Below are 19,933 nucleotides of genomic sequence, written 5' to 3' on the forward strand. Positions count from 1 at the left end.
TGTGTTCACATAGCGAACATTTAGCGGCGATCAGCCTTCGACGCCGCTCACAGTGCAGTGAGGAGACAGCGTGCAATTCCACCACTACGGGTATGTATCGGAAGACCCGAGGCTCCTGCCTGCCGCGGGAGTCGGGCTGAACCGGCCCGAAGAGTTGCCCGAGGAAATCGATGTGCTCATCGTGGGCTCAGGTCCCGCTGGCATCATCGCCGCGGCTCAGTTGGCCCAGTTCCCGAATGTGGTGACGCGCATCATTGAGCGTCGACCGAGCCGCCTCGTTCTTGGCCAGGCCGACGGAATTCAGGCGCGCAGCGTCGAGACGTTCCAGGCGTTCGATTTCGCCCCGCAGATCGTGCAGGAGGCCTATCAGATCACTGAGATGGCGTTCTGGAAGCCCGACACGAAAAACCCGGGCTCCATCACACGCACCGCGATTACCCCGGATGATCCCAACGGGATCAGCGAGTTCCCCCACCTCATCGTGAACCAGGCGCGTGTCATCGACTACTTCGCCGAATACGCTGCAAAGGCGCCCGCGCGCGGCAAGGTCGACTACGGGTACGAGTTTGTCGGTCTTGAGGTTACCGGGGAGGGCGACTACCCAGTCACCGTGACGCTGAAGCACACCTCAGGTCCCCAGGAGGGGCAGGAGAAGGTGGTGCGGGCCAAGTACGTTGTCGGCGCTGACGGTGCTCGGTCGGGGGTGCGCCACGCGATTGGCGGCAGCCTGAAGGGTGATCAGTCCTTCCACGCCTGGGGCGTGATGGACGTGCTCGCCGAGACCGACTTCCCTGACATTCGCAAGAAGTGCGCGATCCAGTCCGAAGACGGCGGAAACATCCTCCACATCCCGCGCGAGGGAAACCACCTCTTCCGCATGTACGTCGACCTCGGCGAGATCGACGAGAACGACAATGGGAAGGTGCGGGAGACGCCGCTCGAAAAGATCGTCGAGCGCGCGCAGGCGATCATTCACCCCTACACGCTTGAGGTGCGCAACGTCGCCTGGAGCAGCGTCTACGAGGTGGCACACCGGCTGACCGATCGCTTTGACGACGCGGCGACCTCGCCCGACGGCAAGCCACGTGTCTTCCTCCTCGGCGACGCCTGCCACACGCACAGTGCAAAAGCTGGCCAGGGCATGAACGTGTCGATGCAGGACGGCTGGAACCTCGCCTGGAAGCTCGGGTACGTGCTTGAGGGGCGGAGCCCAGAGAGTCTGCTGGAGACCTTCAGCGACGAGCGTCAGGTGATCGCGAAGAACCTGATCGACTTTGACCGTGAGTGGTCGTCGATGATGGCCAAGCGCCCGGAGGAGTTTGATTCCCCCTCGGAGCTTGAGGACTTCTATGTCGCCACCGCCGAGTTCCCCGCGGGCTTCATGACGCAGTACCAGCCGGGAACCCTGACCGCAGACAATGCGAATCAAGAACTCGCAATTGGATACCCGTTGGGAAAGCGCTTCCGGTCGGCCGAGACCGTCCGCGTCTGCGACGCGGTGCCCGTGCAGATCGGGCATCACCACCGCGCCGACGGCCGCTACCGGGTGTACGCGTTCGCCGATGCCGACCGCACGCAGCTCGATGCGTGGGCTGATTGGATGTTGACAAGCCCCGAGTCACCGCTGCAGCGTTTTACCCCGCTCGGCGCAGACATCGATAGCATTTTCGACGTGAAGGTCATCTTCCAGGAGGGTCACCGAGAGGTGGATTTCGGTGGGGTATCGAAGCTCTTCCTCCCGAAGGTGGGCCCTTTCCAACTCGTCGATTACGAGAAGGTCTATGCCGCGGGCTCGGGTGACACCTCTCACGGAACGGGTGAAGACATCTTCGACAGCCGTGGCATCAGCCGTGACGGTGCCGTCGTGGTCGTGCGTCCTGACCACTACGTCTCGCACATCCTGCCGCTGACCGCCACGCAGGAGCTGGCAGACTTCTTCGCTGGTTTCTTGACGCAACGCGCGTAGCCGGAGCAGGCACAAGAAAAGGCCCGGGGGGAACCCCGGGCCTTTTCCCGTTCAGCAGCTGAAACTACTCAGCGAAGCGGAAGAGCTTCTTGTTTGCGAACTCGAGCATACCGCCCTTGCCCATCTCGCGGCCGAAGCCCGACTTTTTCACGCCGCCGAAGGGCACGTCAACGCCCTCGAGGCCGGCGCCGCCGATGAAGACCATGCCCACGTCGAGTTGGTTACCGACGCGCTCAGCGCGCTCCAGGTCGTCGCAGATGATGACTGAGCCGAGGCCGTACGGCGAGGAATTCGCGAGCTTGATGGCCTCTTCATCGCTGGATACGCGGTAGAGCTGCGCGACGGGCCCGAAGAGCTCCTCGCTGTACACGTCCATCGAAGGGGTGATGTCGGTGAGTACCGTCGGGGTGAACACGTTGCCCTCAGGCTCGTTGTCGCCGACAAGTACCGTGGCGCCCTGATCGAGCGCACTCTGCACCTGCGCGGCGAGGGTCTGTGTCGCAGCGTCGCTCGAGAGCGGGCCGAAGTCGTCGCCGTAGCTCAGGCCGCCGATGGCTGCCTTGTACTTCGCGGCGAACTCGTCGTAGTACTTGTCGAGCACCACGATGCGCTTGGAACCGTTGCAAGCCTGGCCCGTGTTTTCCATGCGGCCCATGACCGCGTGCTCGACCGCGTGGTCGAGATTGTCGGTGTCGAGCACGAGGAACACGTCACTGCCACCCAACTCGAGCACACACTTCTTGAGCGCGCGGCCAGCCTGCTCGCCGATGATGGCACCTGCGCGTTCGCTGCCGGTGAGCGAGACACCCTGAATGCGATCATCAGCGATGATGTCTGCAATCTGCTCGTGCGTCGCGAAAATGTTGACATAGGCACCCTCGGGGAACCCCGCGTCGCGGAAGATTGTCTCGATCGCGAGCGCCGACTCGGGGCACTGGTTCGCGTGTTTCAATACGATGGTGTTGCCGAGAATCATGTTCGGGGCAGCGAAACGCGCGACCTGATAGTACGGGTAGTTCCACGGCATGATGCCGAGAATGACGCCGATGCCCTGGTTGCGGACGAAGGTTTTCATTCCGTCTTCAACGTTGAGCACCTCGTCTGCAAGCCACTCTTCGGCGTTCTTGGCGAACGCGCTGATGATGCCAGCCGAGAACTCGACCTCACCGATCGCGTCGGCGAGGGGCTTACCCATCTCGCGATTGATGATCGCACCGAGTTCTTCTTTGCGCTCCACGAACAGGTCTGCTGCACGCTGCGCCAGTGCCGCACGCTCGGCGACGGTGGTGGTGCGCGACCACGCGGTGTATGCCTGCTGGGCCGACGCGATGGCCTGCTCAATTTCAGCGGCGGTGGCATCGGGGTAGGTGGCGAGTTCTTCGCCAGTAGCCGGGTTAATGACGGCGTATTTGCCCATGAATCATTCACTCCTCAGTGCACTTCATCGTTGACGGGTGCAGCCAGTTTGACACACCAGGCCAGGCAACTCCACATCAGGTGGGCGCGGCACTGACGATTCGCAGAATCAATCCTTTTCGATAGTGGATCAGGCCTGCAGCCACGGATTCCGTCGTGCTTTTCGCTACAGCGGGGGAAGCCGTACCGGCTCGGTGTCGGTAAGGGGGCTCGCATCCTTACCGCGAAGATCGGGCACCCAGGGCACCGCGATGACCGCCGTAATTGCGGTGGCGATCAGCAAGGCCGCCGACACGATGATCCCACCATTCGCGCCAACTTGATCGATGGCGACGCCCGCAGCAGCGGAGCCAAGTGCGACCCCTACAAGCATTCCGGTGCCGACCCAGCCGTACGCTTCTGCTGTCTCTGAGAACTTCACAGTTGAGCTCACGATCGCAAGTGACGCGGCGAAGAACGGGGCGATTCCCGCGCCACCAAAGAACAGCACGATTGACAGCCAGATTGGGTTCAGGCTCACCAGGCACAGCAAGGTGCCAACGAGCACGATCATGACCCGCCAGAACATCGACCACGGGCGCACGTCTCGGTGCCCGAGGATCAGCCCGCCCACAACGGATCCGGCCGAGAAGATCGCAAGGATGATGCCCGCTTCGATCCCACCGTGTCCGAAGGCGGCGACGATGCCCGCCTCGACTGCGGCGAAAGACGCGACGAAGAAGAAGGTCAGCACGGTCGAGACCACGACGGTGGGCCGGGTGAGCACCGCCCCCAGGCGGCGACGTGAGGGCGGGACCGTGATCCGCCCCACCTCTGGGCTCAGAATGAACCAGAACCCACCGACAAACATGAAGCCCGCCGCGATGAGCAGGCCCCAGACGGTACTGATCTGGCCCGAGATGACGACGGCAACCACCGGACCGATGATCCAGATGATCTCCTGCGCGGAAGCGTCGAGAGAGAAGAGCCCGGTGAGCCGGTTTCCCGGAACCATGGTGGGGTATAGGGTGCGCACGGCCGGCGTGATCGGCGGCGTTGTGAGCCCAACGACAAACGCGATGGCGGTGAGAAGTGCGATCGGGAAATGAGTGAGGGCTATCGTGACGAGCAGTGCGGTGCATACGATGGTGGTGGCGGTCAACACCGGTCGCATACCTAAGCGGCCCATGAGCCTGCTCGCGAGGGGACCCGAGATTGCCTGGCCGATGCTCTGGGCGGCGAGAATGAGCCCGGCCGAGGTGTAATTGCCATAGGTCAGTTGGATGTGCAGCAGCACGGTGATCGACAGCATCCCGAACGGGAAGCGCGCGAGGAGCTGCGCTGCAAGGATGCGGAAGACCCCCGGGCTGCGACTGAGTTCGCGATAGATGCCCACCGGGTGATTCTAGTGCTCTGTCAGTGATTTCTGTATGCGCGCGAGAGAAGCCGGCTCCGCGGTGCGCAGGTGCTGTGCGAAGAGGCTGACTCGCAGCTCCTCGATGAGCCACCGGGCCCGCACCAGATGCGATGGCGCATCGGCTGGCAGTGGAATCACGCCCCCGGCCTCGGCGAAGAGTTCCAGCGCGCGATCCACCTCGTTTTGCCAGGCGCGGTCGCGGCCGGGCTGCGCGGTGAGCTGATTCATGCGATGGCGGATCGCCTCGAGGTACACGGGCAGACGCTCGAGTCGCGCGGTGCCCGTGCGGGAGACGAAGCCGTCGCCACCAGCCGCGGCCCACACGAGTAGATCGAGTTGCGTCGCTGCGTCGGACACCTGGCTGAGCACCTGCAACGACTTGGCTGACTCGATGGCCTTCCGCGCCTGGCGCGCTCCCTCGAGCACGCGCGCGGTGAGCGCGATCGTGCCATAGATCTCGTCGATGAGCGCGGCCGCGTAGTCATTCGCGATCGCCTCGAATTCGGCGGCCCGCCACACCATGCCGTTCGGGGCATGCTTCCTGATGAGCTTGTCGGCGACCGCGAGCGATACATCGGCGATCGCCTGATCGAGAGAGCGGTAGGGCCCGGCCGCGAGAAGCAGCTTCTCGGAGTTTGACAGGTGTTCGCGAATGTAGCTCGCGGGCGACGGGGAACTGAGCGCCACAAGCCGGCGTATGCCGCGTATCGAGAGCCTGGCCTGCTCACCCGCATCTGCCACCAGCATGAGGTCGACGCTGGTGCGGCGATCCACAATCGCCGGGTAGGCGCGCACAACCCCGCCGCCCCCGCGCCCGCCGGAGAACGCGGTATCGACGTGCTGCGGGAGGTCGCCAAATATCCAGGCGGTGGCACCCTTGTGCTCGAGGTCGCTGCGCGCCTGCGCGGCTGCGGCCACGCGGGCGACACCGCGGGTCGACTGCTCCTTGTGAGCGGCCTGCAGCTCGGTCAGGTTCTTTCCGGTGCCGACGCTGCGGCCACGCGCGTCGACGACACGAAAGGTGGGGGTGAGGTGTGCGGGGAGCCGGGCGACGTCGAAATCAGCCGCGGTCACCTGCACGCTCGTGCGGCGGCGGATCTCGGCCGCGAGCAGCGCGGTGAGCGTATCTGCGGTGTCTGACGGCCCGGTGCCCGCGTGGGTGGTGCCGGATGTCTGAGCGTCGCGGCGGTCGAGCTGCGGGCCCACTGCCTGCAGCAGCGTTCGCGCCCAGTCGCCGGCGGGCACCACGTGTTTGCGGATCGCCTTGGGCAGCGTCTTGATCAGGGCGGTGACGAGTTCTTCGCGCAGCCCGGGCACGAGCTTCTCGAACTCCCGGCCGTCGATGCGTGGCAGGAGCGGCAGGGGAACCGTCACGGTGACCCCGTCGTCGTCGGAACCCGGTTCAAACCGGTAGCGCAACCTGAGCGTCTGGTCGCCGTGCCGCCACTCGCGTGGGAACTCACGCTCGTCGACCTCCGGGGCCTCCTCCTCGAGCAGGTCCTCGCGGCGCATCGAGAGCAGCTTGGGTGTCTCGCGCTGTGCCTTGCCCCACCACCCCTCGAAATCCCGCACGCTGGTGACCTCGGCGGGCACGCGCGCGTCGTAGAACTCGAACACGCGGTCGTCGTCACCCACGAGCCCGCGCTGGCGGGTGCGTTCCTCGAGCTGCTCGAGCTCGCGGCGCAGCTGCCGGTTTGCCCGGTCGAAGGCCTGTGGCGAATCCCAATCGCCCTCGACGAGCGCGTGCCGGATGAAGAGTTCTCGAGCGTGCACCGCGTCGAAGCGCGAGAGCAACACGCGGCGGCGATCCACAATGGGCACCCCGTAGAGGGTGACACGTTCGTAGGCAACCGCGGCGCCCTGCTTGCGCTCCCAGTGCGGCTCACCGAGTTGCCGTTTGGCGAGCGGACCCGCGAGTTCTTCAGCCCAGGCGGGGTCGACTGCGGCGTTGCCCCGCGCGAAGAGTCTGCTGGTTTCAACGAGTTCGACGCTCATCACGACTTCGGGTGGGCGCTTCGCGAGGCTCGAGCCTGGGTACAGCGCGAAGCGGGTACCGCGCGAGCCCAGGTATTCCTGCGGGGGCTTCCGGCGGCCTTGCGAGGCGCGCCGATCTTGCCGGTCGTCGCGCACGCCGAGGTGCGAGAGTAGCCCCGCGAGCACCGAGCGGTGGATCGCCTCTGCCGATCCACCCGCCGCTGTGGGTAGCTCTTGGGGTGTGTTCTGAGGTTTCTCCAGCTTCCGGGACGCCTGCCCGCGATCCGTGGATCGCCCTGGCCGTGCGATGCGCTCGAGCTGGCGCACGAGATCCATCCACTCGCGCACGCGCAGAAAGTTCAGAAACTCGGCCTTGCAGAGGCGCCGAAACGCGCTTGATGAAAGCGCTCGCTGCTGTTCTTGCAGATAGTTCCAAAGGTTCAGCAATGACATCAGATCGCCCAGTGGATCGGCGAATCGTGCGTGCAGTTCGTCGGCCTTGCCCCGCTCTGCCTGCGGGCGTTCGCGCACGTCTTGAATGGTGAGGCCCGCGACGATCGCAAGCACCTGGGGAAGGACATCGTGCCGGCGGGCTTCGATGACCATTCGGGCAAATCTCGGCTCGATGGGAAGGCGCGACAGTTCGCGCCCGACCTGGGTGATGCGATGCGTCTTGCCGTGCTTCGACACCGCTCCCAGCTCAAGCAGCAGGCCCAGCCCGTCGCTCACGCCGCGGCTGTCGGGCGGGGTAAGGAACGGGTAGTCGCCGATCTCGCCGAGATCAAGGGCAAGCATCTGCAAGATGACGCTCGCGAGGCCGGTGCGGAGAATCTCGGGTTCGGTAAATGCGGGCCGAGTCGCGTAGTCGTCTTCGCTGTACAGGCGGATCGCGATGCCGGGGCTCGTGCGACCCGAGCGCCCCGACCGCTGGTTCGCGCTCGCCTGCGCGATCGCCTCGATGGGGAGGCGCTGCACCTTGCTGCGCGAGCTGTAGCGCGAGATGCGTGCGGTGCCGGCATCGATGACATATCGAATGCCCGGAACGGTGAGGCTCGTCTCGGCGACGTTGGTCGCGAGCACGATCCGCCGGGCCCCGGCGCTGGCACCGCTGCGACGTTCAAACACGCGGTGTTGCTCGGCGGCACTGAGCCGTCCGTACAGCGGGAGGATCTCCGTGCGCGCGACACGGCCGTTCGCGCGCAGTCGGCCGTTCAGTACGTCGGCGGCATCGCGGATCTCGGCCTCGCCTGAGAGGAAGACGAGCACGTCGCCCGGCTGCTCCTTCGCGAGCTCGTCGACCGCCTCGCCGATCGCATCAAACATGTCACGCTCGACCTTGCGCACCTTCGGGGGGCCGCCCTTTGGATCCGGTACCTCGATCTCCTCAATGAGTGGGCGATAGCGAATCTCGACCGGATACGTGCGACCCGACACCTCGATGATCGGCGCGGGTTCACCGGTGCGAGGGTCGGCGAAGTGGGCAGCGAACGATGCCGGGTCGATCGTCGCCGAGGTGATGATGACCTTGAGGTCAGGGCGGCGGGGGAGGAGGGTCTGCAGGTACCCGATCAGGAAATCGATGTTGAGGCTGCGTTCGTGCGCCTCGTCGATGATGATCGTGTCGTACGCCAACAGATCGCGGTCGCGGTGGATCGCGTTCAGCAAGATGCCGTCGGTCATGAGGCGGATCCGCGTATTCGCGCTGACCTTGTCGGTGAAGCGCACCTGGTAGCCCACGAGATCGCCGAGCTCCGAACCGAGTTCCTCAGCGATGCGTTCCGCAATGGTGCGGGCGGCGATGCGGCGGGGCTGGGTGTGGGCGATGCGCTCGCGGCCGAGCGCAAGGGCGATTTTCGGGAGCTGCGTCGTCTTACCCGAACCGGTCTCGCCCGCGACGATCACCACCTGATGCTCCGAGATGGCGGCCTCTATCTCGCTCCGCATTTGGCTGACGGGCAGCTCTGGCGGAAACTCGATTTTCATTACTCCATTATCGCGGTCGCGGGGTGGGGTGCTTGACCTGGGGTCGTCGTGGATAAGCTGGGTCCACCCGTAATTTCGTAGTCTGTTTGATAGCCCGTTCACAAGGAGTGCCGCATGACTGCTCTACCGATCCCGTCGATCGCGTTGAATGATGGCAATCAGATTCCCCAATTAGGGCTCGGAGTCTTCATGGTCGAACCCGGTGAGACCGAGCGCATCGTCAGTGAGGCGCTTGAGGTCGGGTACCGCCACATCGACACGGCGTTCATTTACCAGAACGAAGCTGGGGTGGGTCGCGCGATTGCTCAAAGCGGCATTCCGCGCGACGAGTTGTTCATTACCACGAAGCTCTGGAATACCGATCATGAGGATCCGCGCAGCGCGTTCGAGAAGAGCCTCGATCGACTCGGGCTTGATCGACTCGATCTGTACCTGATCCACTGGCCGATGCCCATGCTGGGTACCGCGTTGGAAGCCTGGCGCGGAATGGTGCAACTGGTCGGCGCGGGGCTGACCGAGTCGATCGGCGTCTCGAACTTCGAGGTTGAGCACCTGCGCGAGCTGCACGAGGAGACTGGAGTTGTGCCCGCCGTGAACCAGATCGAACTGCACCCGTTCCATCAGCGGCGTGAGCTGCGCGCATACTGTCGGGCCAACGGCATCGCCGTCGAGGCCTGGGGTCCACTCGCCCAGGGGAAGAGCGATCTCCTGAGACGCCCGGCGATCACGAACGCTGGCGTTGCGCACTCGAAGTCCCCGGCTCAGGTGGTGCTGCGCTGGCACGTGCAACAAGGAACCATTGTCTTTCCGAAGACCACCCGCAAGAAGCGGATGCTCGAGAACGCCGACGTGTTTGATTTCACCCTCACCGAGGCGCAGATGGCGGCGATTGGCTCGCTCGAGGCGGGCCAGAACTTCGGCCCGGATCCTCGCACCTTCGACGTACTGTAGGCAGGGTGTCGGGCCTCTAGACTAGAGGGCATGTCTAAGGTTCTTTCTTCCCTGCCCGTAGGCGAGCGTGTCGGCATCGCCTTTTCCGGCGGTCTCGACACCAGTTGCGCGGTCGCGTGGATGCGCGAGAAGGGTGCGATTCCCTGCACCTATACCGCCGATATTGGTCAGTACGACGAGCCCGATATCGATGGGGTCGCCGGGCGCGCGACCGAATACGGTGCCGAGATCGCGCGCCTCGTTGACGCGAAGCTTCCGCTCGTAGAGGAGGGCCTGGTGGCCCTGCAGTGCGGTGCGTTCAACGTGCGCTCGGGTGGCAAGACCTACTTCAACACCACGCCACTCGGACGCGCAGTCACGGGCACCCTGCTGGTGCGCGCGATGAAAGACGACGGCGTCGACATTTGGGGTGACGGTTCCACCTACAAGGGCAATGACATCGAGCGGTTCTATCGGTACGGTCTCATGGCCAACCCGGGGCTGCGTATCTACAAGCCCTGGCTCGACTCGAGCTTCGTCGAGGAGTTGGGCGGGCGCCACGAAATGAGCGAATGGCTCGTTGAGCGCGGTTTCCCGTACCGCGACGCGACGGAGAAGGCCTACTCGACCGACGCGAATATTTGGGGCGCGACTCACGAGGCGAAGAAACTCGAGTTTCTCGACACCGGACTCGACATTATCGAGCCGATCATGGGCGTCGCCGCGTGGCGCGACGATGTTGAGGTCGCCACGGAAGAGGTAGCGGTCACGTTTGAGGCCGGTCGCCCGGTCGCGATCAACGGGGTTGAATTTGCGGATCCCGTCGCTCTCGTGCTCGAAGCCAATTCCATCGGCGGCCGTCACGGGCTCGGCGTCAGCGACCAGATCGAAAACAGGATCATTGAGGCAAAGTCGCGTGGCATCTACGAGGCGCCCGGCATGGCGCTGCTGCACATCGCCTACGAGCGGTTGCTGAACGCGATTCACAACGAAGATACGGTCGCTTCGTACCACAACGAGGGCCGCCGACTCGGACGACTGATGTACGAGGGGCGCTGGCTTGATCCGCAGTCGCTCATGCTGCGCGAGTCGATTCAGCGCTGGGTAGGATCCGCGATCTCTGGCGAGGTCACGTTGCGACTGCGCCGCGGCGACGACTACACGATCCTGAACACCACCGGACCAAACCTCAGCTACCACCCCGAGAAGCTCTCGATGGAGCGCACCATCGGTGCTGCGTTCGGCCCCGAGGATCGTATCGGCCAGCTCACGATGCGCAACCTCGACATTGCCGATTCCCGCGCTCGCCTGGAGCAGTACGCGCAGCTGGGCCTCGTGGGTGGCCCGACCGCGGAGCTCGTGGGTGAGCTTGAGCGAGGCGGCGCCGAGAAAATCGCCGATGCGGTGTCGGGTATCGACGAGGAAGCCGACGAGCTGGGCCTGTCGGCCGCGTTCGACTCCGGCACCGACTGAGGCAAGCCGCGCGCACACCCCCACACCGCATGCCGCACGCTGGGTATGCGGTGTTTGGTAGGCCCGGATTCAGGGAGGTCGGAGGGTTCTTGGTGCTGATGCGCAAGTGATTGTGATATGGGATTGCTCTTGTTAGGATGCGAGCAATAGGGGAACGACACTTTGTGAGTTGGGACCCTAACCATGTCTACGTTGATCTATCACCGGAAATCGAGTCAGCGGAAGCAGGGGGTTGGCCTTGTCGCCGGCGCCCTGCTCTGCGTCGCCAGTCTGGTTTTTGCGCCAGCAATTGCGTATGCGGACGATGGTCCGCCCGCGGAAGAGGTTGCGTCGGAGACGGTGGAGGCACCGGCGACCGAACCGGCGCCCGAACCGGCGCCCGAACCGTCACCCGTTACTGAACCAGCGCCCGCGCCTGCCCTCGAACCAGAACCCGTGGCTCCACTGGAGGTGGTCACCACCGACGAGGATGTCGAAGCCGTGTTGAAGAGCGAGGTTACAGAACCAACGGTGACCTTGTTCGCGGAGACACCGACGGTCCCCGAACCGGGAGACCCGTGCTACCCGGCGGTCTGCATCGACAATGGCACCATCCTCCTCGCGGTCAACCCCACGGGTGAGCTGAACGCCGATGACGGCACCGGCTCGGAGGCTGGCCCGGGTGATGTGGGGCTGCACTTCATACCCACCGGCAACGAGGCGACGTCGCCCGGGTGCTTGTGCGAGGGATGGGGTGTCGCCGATCCCGCGACCGGAACCTGGGGTGGTGCGAACATTGCAGAGCTCGGAGAAGGCGGGGAGAACCTGACGCTCGAGAGCTTCGAGTGGACGGATTCGACCGCGAAGTCGGTCGTGCTCGTGAACGACGAATCGGGTGCCCCGGTCTTCCGCGTCACGCACGAGTACGTGCCTTCGCCTCTCACGCCGAACCTCTACCAGGTCAACGTGTCCATCCAGAACGTGACCGGCGAGACGATCGCGGTGGTGCAGTACCGACGGGTCATGGACTGGGACATCGAGCCCACCGAGTTTGACGAGCTCGTGACGCTCGACACGGGCACCGCGGTCGCGATCACCTTCACCAGCAACGATGGGTTCGCTTCATCAAACCCGCTTGACGGTCCGAGTGACATTGGCTTCACCGGGAACTTCACCAACGCCGGGCCCGACGATCACGGTGCGCTGTTCGACTTCACCTTTGGCGCGCTGAGCCCGGGACAGGTGTTGACCTTCATCACCTTCTATGGGGCGGCTGCGAATGAGGCCTTGGCAATCGAGGCGCTACGTGCGGTTGGTGCCGAGGCATACTCCTTCGGCAAGCCGAATCTCGAACCCTACGACGGATCACCAAACACCTTCATTTTCGCGTTCGGCAACGTAGGCGGAAGTGTGATCTTCCCGACCGATCCCGAGCCCGAGACGCCGGCCGCGGTGCTACCTGCCCCCGCACCCCAGATTCGGGTGCCCGCGATGATGGCAGCAGCGCCGATGCTCGAGGTGACCGGTGCCGGAGAGGAGACAGGGTTGCAGGGCATGCTCGCGGCAACGCTGTTGCTTCTCCTGGGCGGAGTGGCGCTGGGAGCAGGTCGTCGGCTCGGAAACCAGAGAAGCTAAGGTGCGAAACTGACAGGGCACCAGACGCAGCGACACCCCGGACTGAAATCGTCCGGGGTGTCGCTGCGTCTGACGAGGGAGTCTCGGGCTTTAGCGCACGGTGGTGTGCCAGCCTCACCTTCGCGTGGAACTAGGAGGCGCGGCGCGCGCGAGCGGCGCGACGCTTCAACGCCCGACGCTCATCTTCGCTGAGGCCGCCCCAGACACCAGAATCCTGACCTGTGTCCATGGCGTACTGCAGGCACATCTCGGTAACCTTGCACCGGGCGCACACCGACTTGGCGCGCTCAATCTGGTCAACGGCCGGGCCGGTGTTGCCGACCGGAAAAAAGAGTTCAGGGTCTACTGTGAGGCAAGCTGCCTGTTCGCGCCAGTCCATGTGGTTCCTCCTTGTGTGCATGCGCGAAGAACCAAGGCCGGGTAGGTAATGATCTCGCGCAAATCCTAAATTGCGGGCTGAGATTGCCCACCACGACGTGCGCGAAACTCGATAGATATATAGTTTCATGGTTGAAGGCGCAAATCAATAGCCAATTTGCAACCTCCTGGAAAGGAACCCGTAATGCCGAGTTCACACGATGTTACTGGCCGTGCACGTTCCGCCTGGGGTGTGTTGCTGTCGGTGCTCGCGGTGGAGGCGTTCGGCGGGATTGCCGCGCTCGTTCCGATCACGACGGACTTTCTTGGGGCGAGCGATGAGCCGCTGGGTCCACGCCTGAGCATCCTTCTGGCCGCACTCATCTCCTGGGCGTGGGTACTCATCACCCTTTGGGGCGCAGCGCGCACGCGAGCGAGTTGGGCCCGCGGATCCGCACTCACCATGCACGTGCTGATCTTTGCCGCGGGAACCGGGGTACTGCAGATGGGCGGAGCAATCGGCGGACCCATGCTCGGGTGGGGGCTTGTGGTGCTCGCGCTCGTCGGCTTCTTCGCCGCGCTGCTTGCTCGCCCTGAGGCCACAGACCCTGAACTCAGCGCGGCAGGCTAGACACCCAGAAGCTTCCGCACGCGCGCGACGTGACCGGTCGCCTTCACGTTGTAGAGCGCATGCTCGATGGTGCCATTCTCGTCAATCACGAACGTCGAACGGATCACGCCAACCGTGATCTTGCCGTACATGCTCTTCTCGCCATAGGCACCGTAGGCCTGCAATAGCTGATGGTCGGGATCGCTCAGCAGCGGGTAGGTGAGACCGTCGCGCTCGGCGAAGCGCTGCTGCTTCTCAGGTGCATCGGGGGAGATGCCGAGTACCTGGTAGCCAGCCGCCTGCAGCGGCGCGAGCGAGTCACGGAAGTCGCAGGCCTCAGTGGTGCAGCCGGGGGTCATGGCAGCCGGGTAGACAAAGAGGATGACTCGCTGGCCGCGGAACTCACTGAGCGATACCGTGGTGCCACTTTGATCGAGGAGGTTGAAATCTGGGGCGGTTTGACCGGCTGCAAGTACGACGCGTTCACTCATGTCAACAGCCTAGCGAAGCTGGATCAGTGTAGGAGCCGTCGCAGCGACTCCACGCGGGCCGCGCCAGTGGCATCGAGACGTCCATCTGCGATCGCGGCATCGAGCTCGCAGTCGGGGGCGTCGCCAGAGTGCGTGCACCCGCGCGGGCACTCATCGATCAGGGAAGCGAGATCTACGAACCCACGCAGTACCCCGTCGCTCGTGACATGCCCGAGCCCGAATGATCGCACGCCGGGGGTGTCGATGACCCAGCCGTGGTCGCCGCCCGCACACCCCGGCGTGAGTGCCCGCAAGGCCACCGATGAGGAGGACGTGTGACGGCCACGCCCCGTGACCTCGTTGACGTGCCCAATGGCACGCAGTGCATCTGGCACGAGCGCGTTAATCAGCGTCGATTTGCCGACCCCAGAGTGTCCCACGAACACCGTCGTCTTGCCCGCGAGCGCCTCACGAATTGCTTGGAGTGGCTCGTCTCCCGGGCGTGAGCGAAACACCGGCACCTCGAGCGCTGCGAAGTGGGAGAGAAACGGCTCGGGGTCTGCGACGTCGGTCTTCGTGATGCAGATAAGGGGCGCAATGCCCGCGTCGTAGGCGGCTACGAGGTAGCGATCCACCAGCCGCACCCGCGGCTCGGGGTTCGCGGCCGCGATGACGATGAGCATCTGGTCGGCGTTGGCGACCATCACGCGTTCGAGCCGATCGGAGTCGTCGGCGCTTCTGCGCAGCAGAGTGCGTCGCTCCTCGAGCCCGACGATGCGCGCGAGCGAGCCCTCGTCGCCGCTCGTGTCGCCGACCAGCTGGGCGCGGTCTCCGATCACGATGGGAGTGCGGTGCAGTTCGCGGGCGCGTGCAGCAGTGACGGTGCGCACGTCTCCGGTTGCCGTGGATCGGGAGTCGCCGACGAGCACCTGGTAACGCCCCCGGTCGACTCCCGTGACCATACCGATCACCGCGTCGGCGTGTTCGGGGCGTCGCTTGGTGCGCGGCCGGTTAGCCTTCGGATTCGGTCGCTGACGCACCTCAAGGTCGGCGTACGCGCCGTACGGCTCGTCAGCATCTCCGTCGTCGTCGATAGGAAGCCAGCTCATGCGCCCGACACGCCGCCCATGAGGGGGAAAACCCCGTTGCCGCCGGAGGCGCTGCCAGCTCCCGCACCGCCGAGCATGCGCTCCCAGAGTTGAGTGAACTGCGGGAGGGTTTTCGCCGTGCTTTCGACATCTTCGATCTCAACGCCCGCGGTGCGAAGCCCCAGGAGCGCTCCGGTAGTGGCCATGCGGTGATCGGCGTACGACCTCCACAACCCATCGTGCAGGCTGGCGGGGCGAATTGCGATGCCGTCTTCGAGCTCGTCAGCGCCCCCGCCGAGGCCGCGGATCTCAGCGACAAGCGCCGCGATGCGGTCGGTCTCGTGATGGCGAATGTGCCCAATGCCGGTGATCTCGCTCGGTTCATCGGCGAGCGCTGCGAGCCCCACCAGGGTCGGGGCGAGTTCGCCCGCCTCGGGCACGTGCAGGTGAACCCCGCGAATCTTGCCGGAACCCGTGACGGTGAGCGATCCGCTGCCCGAGGGGCCCGGCGTGTACGTGACCTCGGCACCAAACGCCGGCAGTAGCCCGCGCAACTGGTCGCCGACTTGGGTGGTGGTGGCGGGCCAGTTCGGCACGGTCACGTGCCCGCCCGCGACGAGCGCCGCCGCGAGAAACGGTGCAGCGTTCGACAGATCTGGTTCGATGGTGAGGTCGCGCGCGCGGATCGGGCCGGGTGCCACTCGCCACTCGCCGGGCGCCGGGCTGTCGGCCTCGACCCCGCGGGCGCGCAGCACGTCGAGCGTCATCTCGATGTGGGGCACGCTGGGCAGCCGTGCGCCACGGTGGATCACGTGCACGCCCTCGTCAAAGCGGGCGGCGCTGAGCAGGAGCCCCGACACGAACTGACTCGAGAGCGACGCGTCGAGTTCGACCAGGCCGCCTCGCAAGGATCCCGTGCCGTGCACGGTGAAGGGAAGCGCTCCTCGGCCCTCGTCAGCGATGTCGGCACCGAGGGCGCGGAGCGCCTCCAAGATTGCGCGCATGGGGCGCTTCCGAGCGTACGGGTCGCCATCGAAAGCGGTCGGGCCGAGCGCGAGTGCCGCCACCGGGGGCATGAAGCGCATCACGGTGCCGGCAAGGCCGCACTCGATACTGGTCGATCCGGTGAGTGTCTGTGCGGGGGTGATGCGAAGGTCGGAGCCAAACGGGCCCGGCGTGCCGACCTCTTCAATGGTGGTACCCAGAGCGCGCAGCGCCTCGATCATCAGTGCCGAGTCGCGCGAATGCAGGGGTGCGCGAAGAATGCTCGGTCCGTCGGCGAGTGCCGCCAGGATAAGTTCGCGCCCGGTGAGCGATTTCGATCCGGGAAGTGGGACGGTCGCGGCGAGCGGGCCAGTTGCCTGGGGTGCCGCCCAGGGTGGGGTGACTCCCGCACCAGCATCGCCCTGGCCCGCCGGATCCTCGTCATCACGACCGGAGTTCAGCTTGGCGATCAGCATGTTTCAGGCAGCTCCAACGGGGAATATTTCGCGGGTGACAGTCGTTGTGAAGTGTACCGGCACACGATGGGAAACGGGGAGGTGGCATGGTCACGCTGACATTGGTTGACCGCCCCGACACACGCACTCGCGTCGCAGAGGAGTGTGTGCAGCGAGTGCGGATCCGCCCCCCGGTAAGCTGTGCAAGTGTGAGCCGCACAGAATCTTCGCCAACCGATCGCGCCGATGTCGAGCGCCGGTTCACTCGCGATGCCATGCCGTATCTCGATCAACTCTACGGTGCCGCGATGAAGATGACGCGAAACCCTCAAGACGCGCAGGATCTCGTGCAGGAGACCTTCATGAAGGCCTTCGCCGCTTTCGAGAGCTTCGCCGAGGGCACAAACCTCAAGGCCTGGTTGTACCGCATCATGACGAATGCGTACATCAACACGTACCGAAAGAAACAGCGCGAACCTTACCTTGGGGTCGTCGAGGATCTTGAAGACTGGCAGTTGGGCGGTGCCGAATCCACGACCGCGATGGCCTCGCGCTCTGCCGAGGCCGAGGCGATCGATCGCACCCCGGCGACGGTAGTGACCGACGCGCTGAACGATCTCGCCGAGGAATTTCGCATGGTGGTCTACCTCGCCGATGTCGAGGGCTTCAGTTACCAAGAGATTGCCGACATCATCGAGCGTCCGATCGGAACGGTAATGAGCCGTCTGCATCGCGGTCGAGCGAAGCTGCGCAGTGTGCTCGGCGAGTATGCGCGTGAGCAGGGCGTGGGTCTTGATGCGCAGAGCGTTGCGAACACGGGAGGTGCACGATGAGTGGATGCGGCTGCGAGTACGCACAGGCCAACCTCGAAGAACTCATACGCGGCGAGCTGTGCGCGACTGATTCGGAGACCATTCGCGAGCACCTCGACGACTGCCCCGAATGTCGAGACGAGCAGCAGGTCTTCGAGAAACTCACCGTTGCCGTGCGGCGCGCGTGCGAGGGCGCGGCGCCGCCGACCCTGCGCGACGCGATCCTCGGGTCGATGCGCGACCTGCACGCGTAAGGAGCAGGTCTATCTGCGGCCCCGCGATTTCGGCAGGTATCCGCCGTCTTCGAGACCAGCCTCGATTTCAAATCGGTTGCGCAGAGGATCGCGCCCGGAGAGCAGGTAGAGAACGGGCAACGCCATGCCGTAGTGCCGCCACTGTTCGCGGTGCACACGCTCGTGGCGCAGCACCGACTCGCTGACGTTGTGCGCGGTGAGATAGCACCCTCCGACGCAGCTGCCGCCACGGCCAAAGGTCCACTTCGGCATGCCGGTGAAGACCCAGAGCCCGCCGCTGCGCCTGATGCGCCCCGTGCTCCAGAGTGCGCCCCAGGCGAATCCAATGGCTGTGGCGTAGAGATACCCAAGCCCGGCGAATGGCCACGGGCGCGTGCTGCGGCCGGGAGCCGGTGCCGCCTGTGACCCCGTCACGCGGTCTGCCGCCCGCCCGAGGTCAGTGCTGCGAGCACGCGCAGCACGCTCGGGAGATCTGCCGCCGCGGCCTCGGCATCACGTGGCGCGAACTCGCTGATGGTAGCCCCGGCAAGGGGGAGGGTCGCAACCGCGCTGCGCACCGCCTCGGTGAGCTGCGCGAGACTCAATCCAAAGGGCTCCGGGGCGTGCACCGCAGCGAACTCGGCTGGGTCGAGCACGTCGAGATCGATGTGCACGTAGACGTGCGTCGCGCCGGTGGATCGGAGTCGTTCGCCTACCGCATGAGCGAGGGTGTCATGCCCGGAGTCCGTGGGAACCGCGATGTGGGTAATGCCGCGCGATGCGACCTCAATAACTTCCTCGTCGTCAAATGCGCGCGTGCCGATTAGCGTGAGCAACTCATGTCGCACCGGATCGGCGAAGGCCAGGTCTTCAACACCATCCCCGAGCGCGTGGCGCAGTGCCATGCCCGAGATGGCACCATTCGGAGAGGTGGCTGGGTGGTGCAGATCGGGGTGCGCATCAAACCACAGCACGGCGAGGCGATCCGCACCGTGTCGCGCGATCGACGCGGCGAGCCCCGCAAAGGTTGAGGCGCAGTCGCCCCCGACCGTGATAGGTGGCGCGTCGATTTCGCGGAGCGCCTGCGCCGCAGCGTCGCGCGAGCGGAGCACGCTGCTGAGTCGGAGAGCCGGCGTGCCGAGCGCGTCGCCAGCGCCGAGCGGAACGGGTACCTCGACCGTCGTGGAAGGCAGGTCTTCGCGAATGGCGGAGGCGCCCTCGACGAGCTGCATCGCTCGCGACGAGGACGACCCCTGCCACTCGGCCATCAGAATGTATGCGGGCCCAGGCATATTCTTCCCTCGCCTTCGGTCAGGATTCTACGGTGACGAAATCGATGAGTTGCTCAACCCGGCCAACGAGGCTCGGTTCAAGGTCGCGAAAGGATCGCACGCGACCCCGAATGCGCGACCAGGCATCCGCGAGGTCGGCGGGATCATCTGCGGGCCAGCCGAGCGCGCGACAGATTCCGGTCTTCCACTCCACGTTCCGGGGAACCTCCGGCCACGCGGCGAGCCCGAGTCGTTCCGGCTTGACCGCCGCCCAGATGTCGACGAAGGGGTGGCCAACGATCAGTACGTTCGAGCCGAACTGGCCGCGTGTGATCTGGTCAGCGATGCGAGTCTCTTTGCTGCCCGCAACCAGGTGATCGAGCAGTACCCCCGCGCGTCGCTCCGGTCTCGGTCCAAACTCGGTAAGTACCTGCTCGAGATTGTCGGCGCCCTCGAGCAATTCGACCACCACGCCCTCTACGCGGAGGTCGTCGCCCCACACCTGTTCGACGAGTTCAGCGTCGTGCTTGCCCTCGACGAAGATGCGGCTGGGCATCGCGACCTTGGCGCGATGCTGATCCACAGCGAAAGAGCCCGACGCGGTGCGCTGCCGCTGCGGAGCGCGCTGCGGCATGGCGAGCGTGACGGGCGTGCCATCGACGAGGAAGCCGTCGGAGAGCGCGAACGCGCGCACCTTGCCGCGAAAGTCCTCGAGCTGCACGAGTCCATCACGCGCACCCACCACCGCGCCGCACCACTCGGTCTCGGTGTGTTCTACGACGAGGCCACGTGCGAGGGTGACCTGTCGCCGCGGGGCGGACACGCGGCGAGGCTTCATCGCGTTCACCGGGTCGTGATCGTATCGGTCGTCGTACACGCCCCGAGTTTACCCCTCCGCGCA

The 19,933-nt window shown here is 65.0% G+C and carries 17 protein-coding genes; 7 read left to right on the top strand and 10 right to left on the bottom strand.

Features of this window, described 5'->3' with window-relative positions; all coding sequences use genetic code 11:
- The first annotated feature begins 70 nt into the window (after positions 1 to 70).
- Complete coding sequence (locus tag ACR0R4_RS08380; protein ID WP_433646898.1) at positions 71 to 1,966, top strand: FAD-binding monooxygenase; 1,896 nt, start codon at positions 71 to 73, stop codon at positions 1,964 to 1,966.
- A gap of 64 nt (positions 1,967 to 2,030) precedes the next feature.
- Here the strand turns inward: ACR0R4_RS08380 and ACR0R4_RS08385 are convergent, their stop codons facing one another.
- From ACR0R4_RS08385 to hrpA, 3 genes are all read right to left on the bottom strand, one after another.
- Entirely contained in the window at positions 2,031 to 3,383 is a 1,353-nt protein-coding gene (locus tag ACR0R4_RS08385) for an NAD-dependent succinate-semialdehyde dehydrogenase (RefSeq protein WP_433646899.1), read from the bottom strand.
- A gap of 165 nt (positions 3,384 to 3,548) precedes the next feature.
- Positions 3,549 to 4,757: an MFS transporter gene (locus ACR0R4_RS08390; RefSeq protein ID WP_433646900.1), complete on the bottom strand. Its 1,209-nt coding sequence runs from the start codon at positions 4,755 to 4,757 to the stop codon at positions 3,549 to 3,551.
- Between the two features lie 9 nt (positions 4,758 to 4,766).
- Positions 4,767 to 8,735 carry an ATP-dependent RNA helicase HrpA gene (gene hrpA, locus ACR0R4_RS08395; protein WP_433646901.1) on the bottom strand — a complete coding sequence of 1,323 codons (3,969 nt, stop codon included), beginning with the start codon at positions 8,733 to 8,735 and terminating at the stop codon, positions 4,767 to 4,769.
- A gap of 114 nt (positions 8,736 to 8,849) precedes the next feature.
- Between hrpA and ACR0R4_RS08400 the strand changes: the two genes are divergently transcribed.
- The 3 genes from ACR0R4_RS08400 (at position 8,850) to ACR0R4_RS08410 (ending at position 12,752) form a co-directional block, all read left to right on the top strand.
- Positions 8,850 to 9,686 (top strand): aldo/keto reductase, encoded by an 837-nt coding sequence (locus ACR0R4_RS08400; RefSeq protein WP_433646902.1) that lies wholly within the window; start codon positions 8,850 to 8,852, stop codon positions 9,684 to 9,686.
- A 30-nt stretch (positions 9,687 to 9,716) separates the two neighbouring features.
- Entirely contained in the window at positions 9,717 to 11,138 is a 1,422-nt protein-coding gene (gene argG / locus ACR0R4_RS08405) for an argininosuccinate synthase (protein ID WP_433646903.1), read from the top strand.
- A gap of 183 nt (positions 11,139 to 11,321) precedes the next feature.
- Entirely contained in the window at positions 11,322 to 12,752 is a 1,431-nt protein-coding gene (locus tag ACR0R4_RS08410) for a hypothetical protein (protein ID WP_433646904.1), read from the top strand.
- A 130-nt stretch (positions 12,753 to 12,882) separates the two neighbouring features.
- Here ACR0R4_RS08410 and ACR0R4_RS08415 read toward each other — a convergent pair whose 3' ends face one another.
- Positions 12,883 to 13,131 carry a WhiB family transcriptional regulator gene (locus tag ACR0R4_RS08415; RefSeq protein ID WP_433646905.1) on the bottom strand — a complete coding sequence of 83 codons (249 nt, stop codon included), beginning with the start codon at positions 13,129 to 13,131 and terminating at the stop codon, positions 12,883 to 12,885.
- Positions 13,132 to 13,314: 183 nt separating this feature from the next.
- Here ACR0R4_RS08415 and ACR0R4_RS08420 point away from each other — a divergent pair, with 183 nt between their 5' ends.
- Positions 13,315 to 13,740 (top strand): hypothetical protein, encoded by a 426-nt coding sequence (locus tag ACR0R4_RS08420; protein WP_433646906.1) that lies wholly within the window; start codon positions 13,315 to 13,317, stop codon positions 13,738 to 13,740.
- Here the strand turns inward: ACR0R4_RS08420 and bcp are convergent.
- From bcp to aroA, 3 genes are read right to left on the bottom strand one after another with little or no spacing between them, the layout of a single operon-like run.
- Positions 13,737 to 14,210, bottom strand: coding sequence for a thioredoxin-dependent thiol peroxidase (gene bcp / locus ACR0R4_RS08425; protein WP_433646907.1), 474 nt, complete (start codon positions 14,208 to 14,210; stop codon positions 13,737 to 13,739). The two genes, ACR0R4_RS08420 and bcp, sit on opposite strands and share 4 nt — an antisense overlap.
- 23 nt (positions 14,211 to 14,233) lie before the next feature.
- Positions 14,234 to 15,298, bottom strand: a complete 1,065-nt coding sequence (rsgA, locus tag ACR0R4_RS08430) for a ribosome small subunit-dependent GTPase A (protein WP_433646909.1) — start codon at positions 15,296 to 15,298, stop codon at positions 14,234 to 14,236.
- Positions 15,295 to 16,737 carry a 3-phosphoshikimate 1-carboxyvinyltransferase gene (gene aroA / locus ACR0R4_RS08435; RefSeq protein WP_433646910.1) on the bottom strand — a complete coding sequence of 481 codons (1,443 nt, stop codon included), beginning with the start codon at positions 16,735 to 16,737 and terminating at the stop codon, positions 15,295 to 15,297. Before aroA ends, rsgA begins: the two co-directional genes overlap by 4 nt.
- 188 nt (positions 16,738 to 16,925) lie before the next feature.
- On the opposite strand from aroA, the gene ACR0R4_RS08440 reads away from it, so the two are divergent.
- Positions 16,926 to 17,549, top strand: coding sequence for a sigma-70 family RNA polymerase sigma factor (locus ACR0R4_RS08440; RefSeq protein ID WP_433646911.1), 624 nt, complete (start codon positions 16,926 to 16,928; stop codon positions 17,547 to 17,549).
- Positions 17,546 to 17,782 carry a zf-HC2 domain-containing protein gene (locus ACR0R4_RS08445; RefSeq protein WP_433646912.1) on the top strand — a complete coding sequence of 79 codons (237 nt, stop codon included), beginning with the start codon at positions 17,546 to 17,548 and terminating at the stop codon, positions 17,780 to 17,782. The genes ACR0R4_RS08440 and ACR0R4_RS08445 overlap by 4 nt, the downstream gene beginning before the upstream one ends.
- A 9-nt stretch (positions 17,783 to 17,791) precedes the next feature.
- On the opposite strand, the gene ACR0R4_RS08450 is transcribed toward ACR0R4_RS08445, so the two are convergent.
- From ACR0R4_RS08450 to ACR0R4_RS08460, 3 genes are read right to left on the bottom strand one after another with little or no spacing between them, the layout of a single operon-like run.
- The gene (locus ACR0R4_RS08450) at positions 17,792 to 18,196 is read right to left on the bottom strand and encodes a Fe-S oxidoreductase (RefSeq protein WP_433646913.1); all 405 of its coding nucleotides are present in this window, start codon (positions 18,194 to 18,196) and stop codon (positions 17,792 to 17,794) included.
- Positions 18,193 to 19,053: an arginase family protein gene (locus ACR0R4_RS08455; protein WP_433646914.1), complete on the bottom strand. Its 861-nt coding sequence runs from the start codon at positions 19,051 to 19,053 to the stop codon at positions 18,193 to 18,195. Before ACR0R4_RS08455 ends, ACR0R4_RS08450 begins: the two co-directional genes overlap by 4 nt.
- A gap of 19 nt (positions 19,054 to 19,072) precedes the next feature.
- Complete coding sequence (locus tag ACR0R4_RS08460; RefSeq protein WP_433646915.1) at positions 19,073 to 19,909, bottom strand: DUF3097 family protein; 837 nt, start codon at positions 19,907 to 19,909, stop codon at positions 19,073 to 19,075.
- Positions 19,910 to 19,933 lie beyond the last annotated feature (24 nt).

It is taken from the genome of Leucobacter fengyongliangi, assembly GCF_050971685.1.
Taxonomy (GTDB): domain Bacteria; phylum Actinomycetota; class Actinomycetes; order Actinomycetales; family Microbacteriaceae; genus Leucobacter.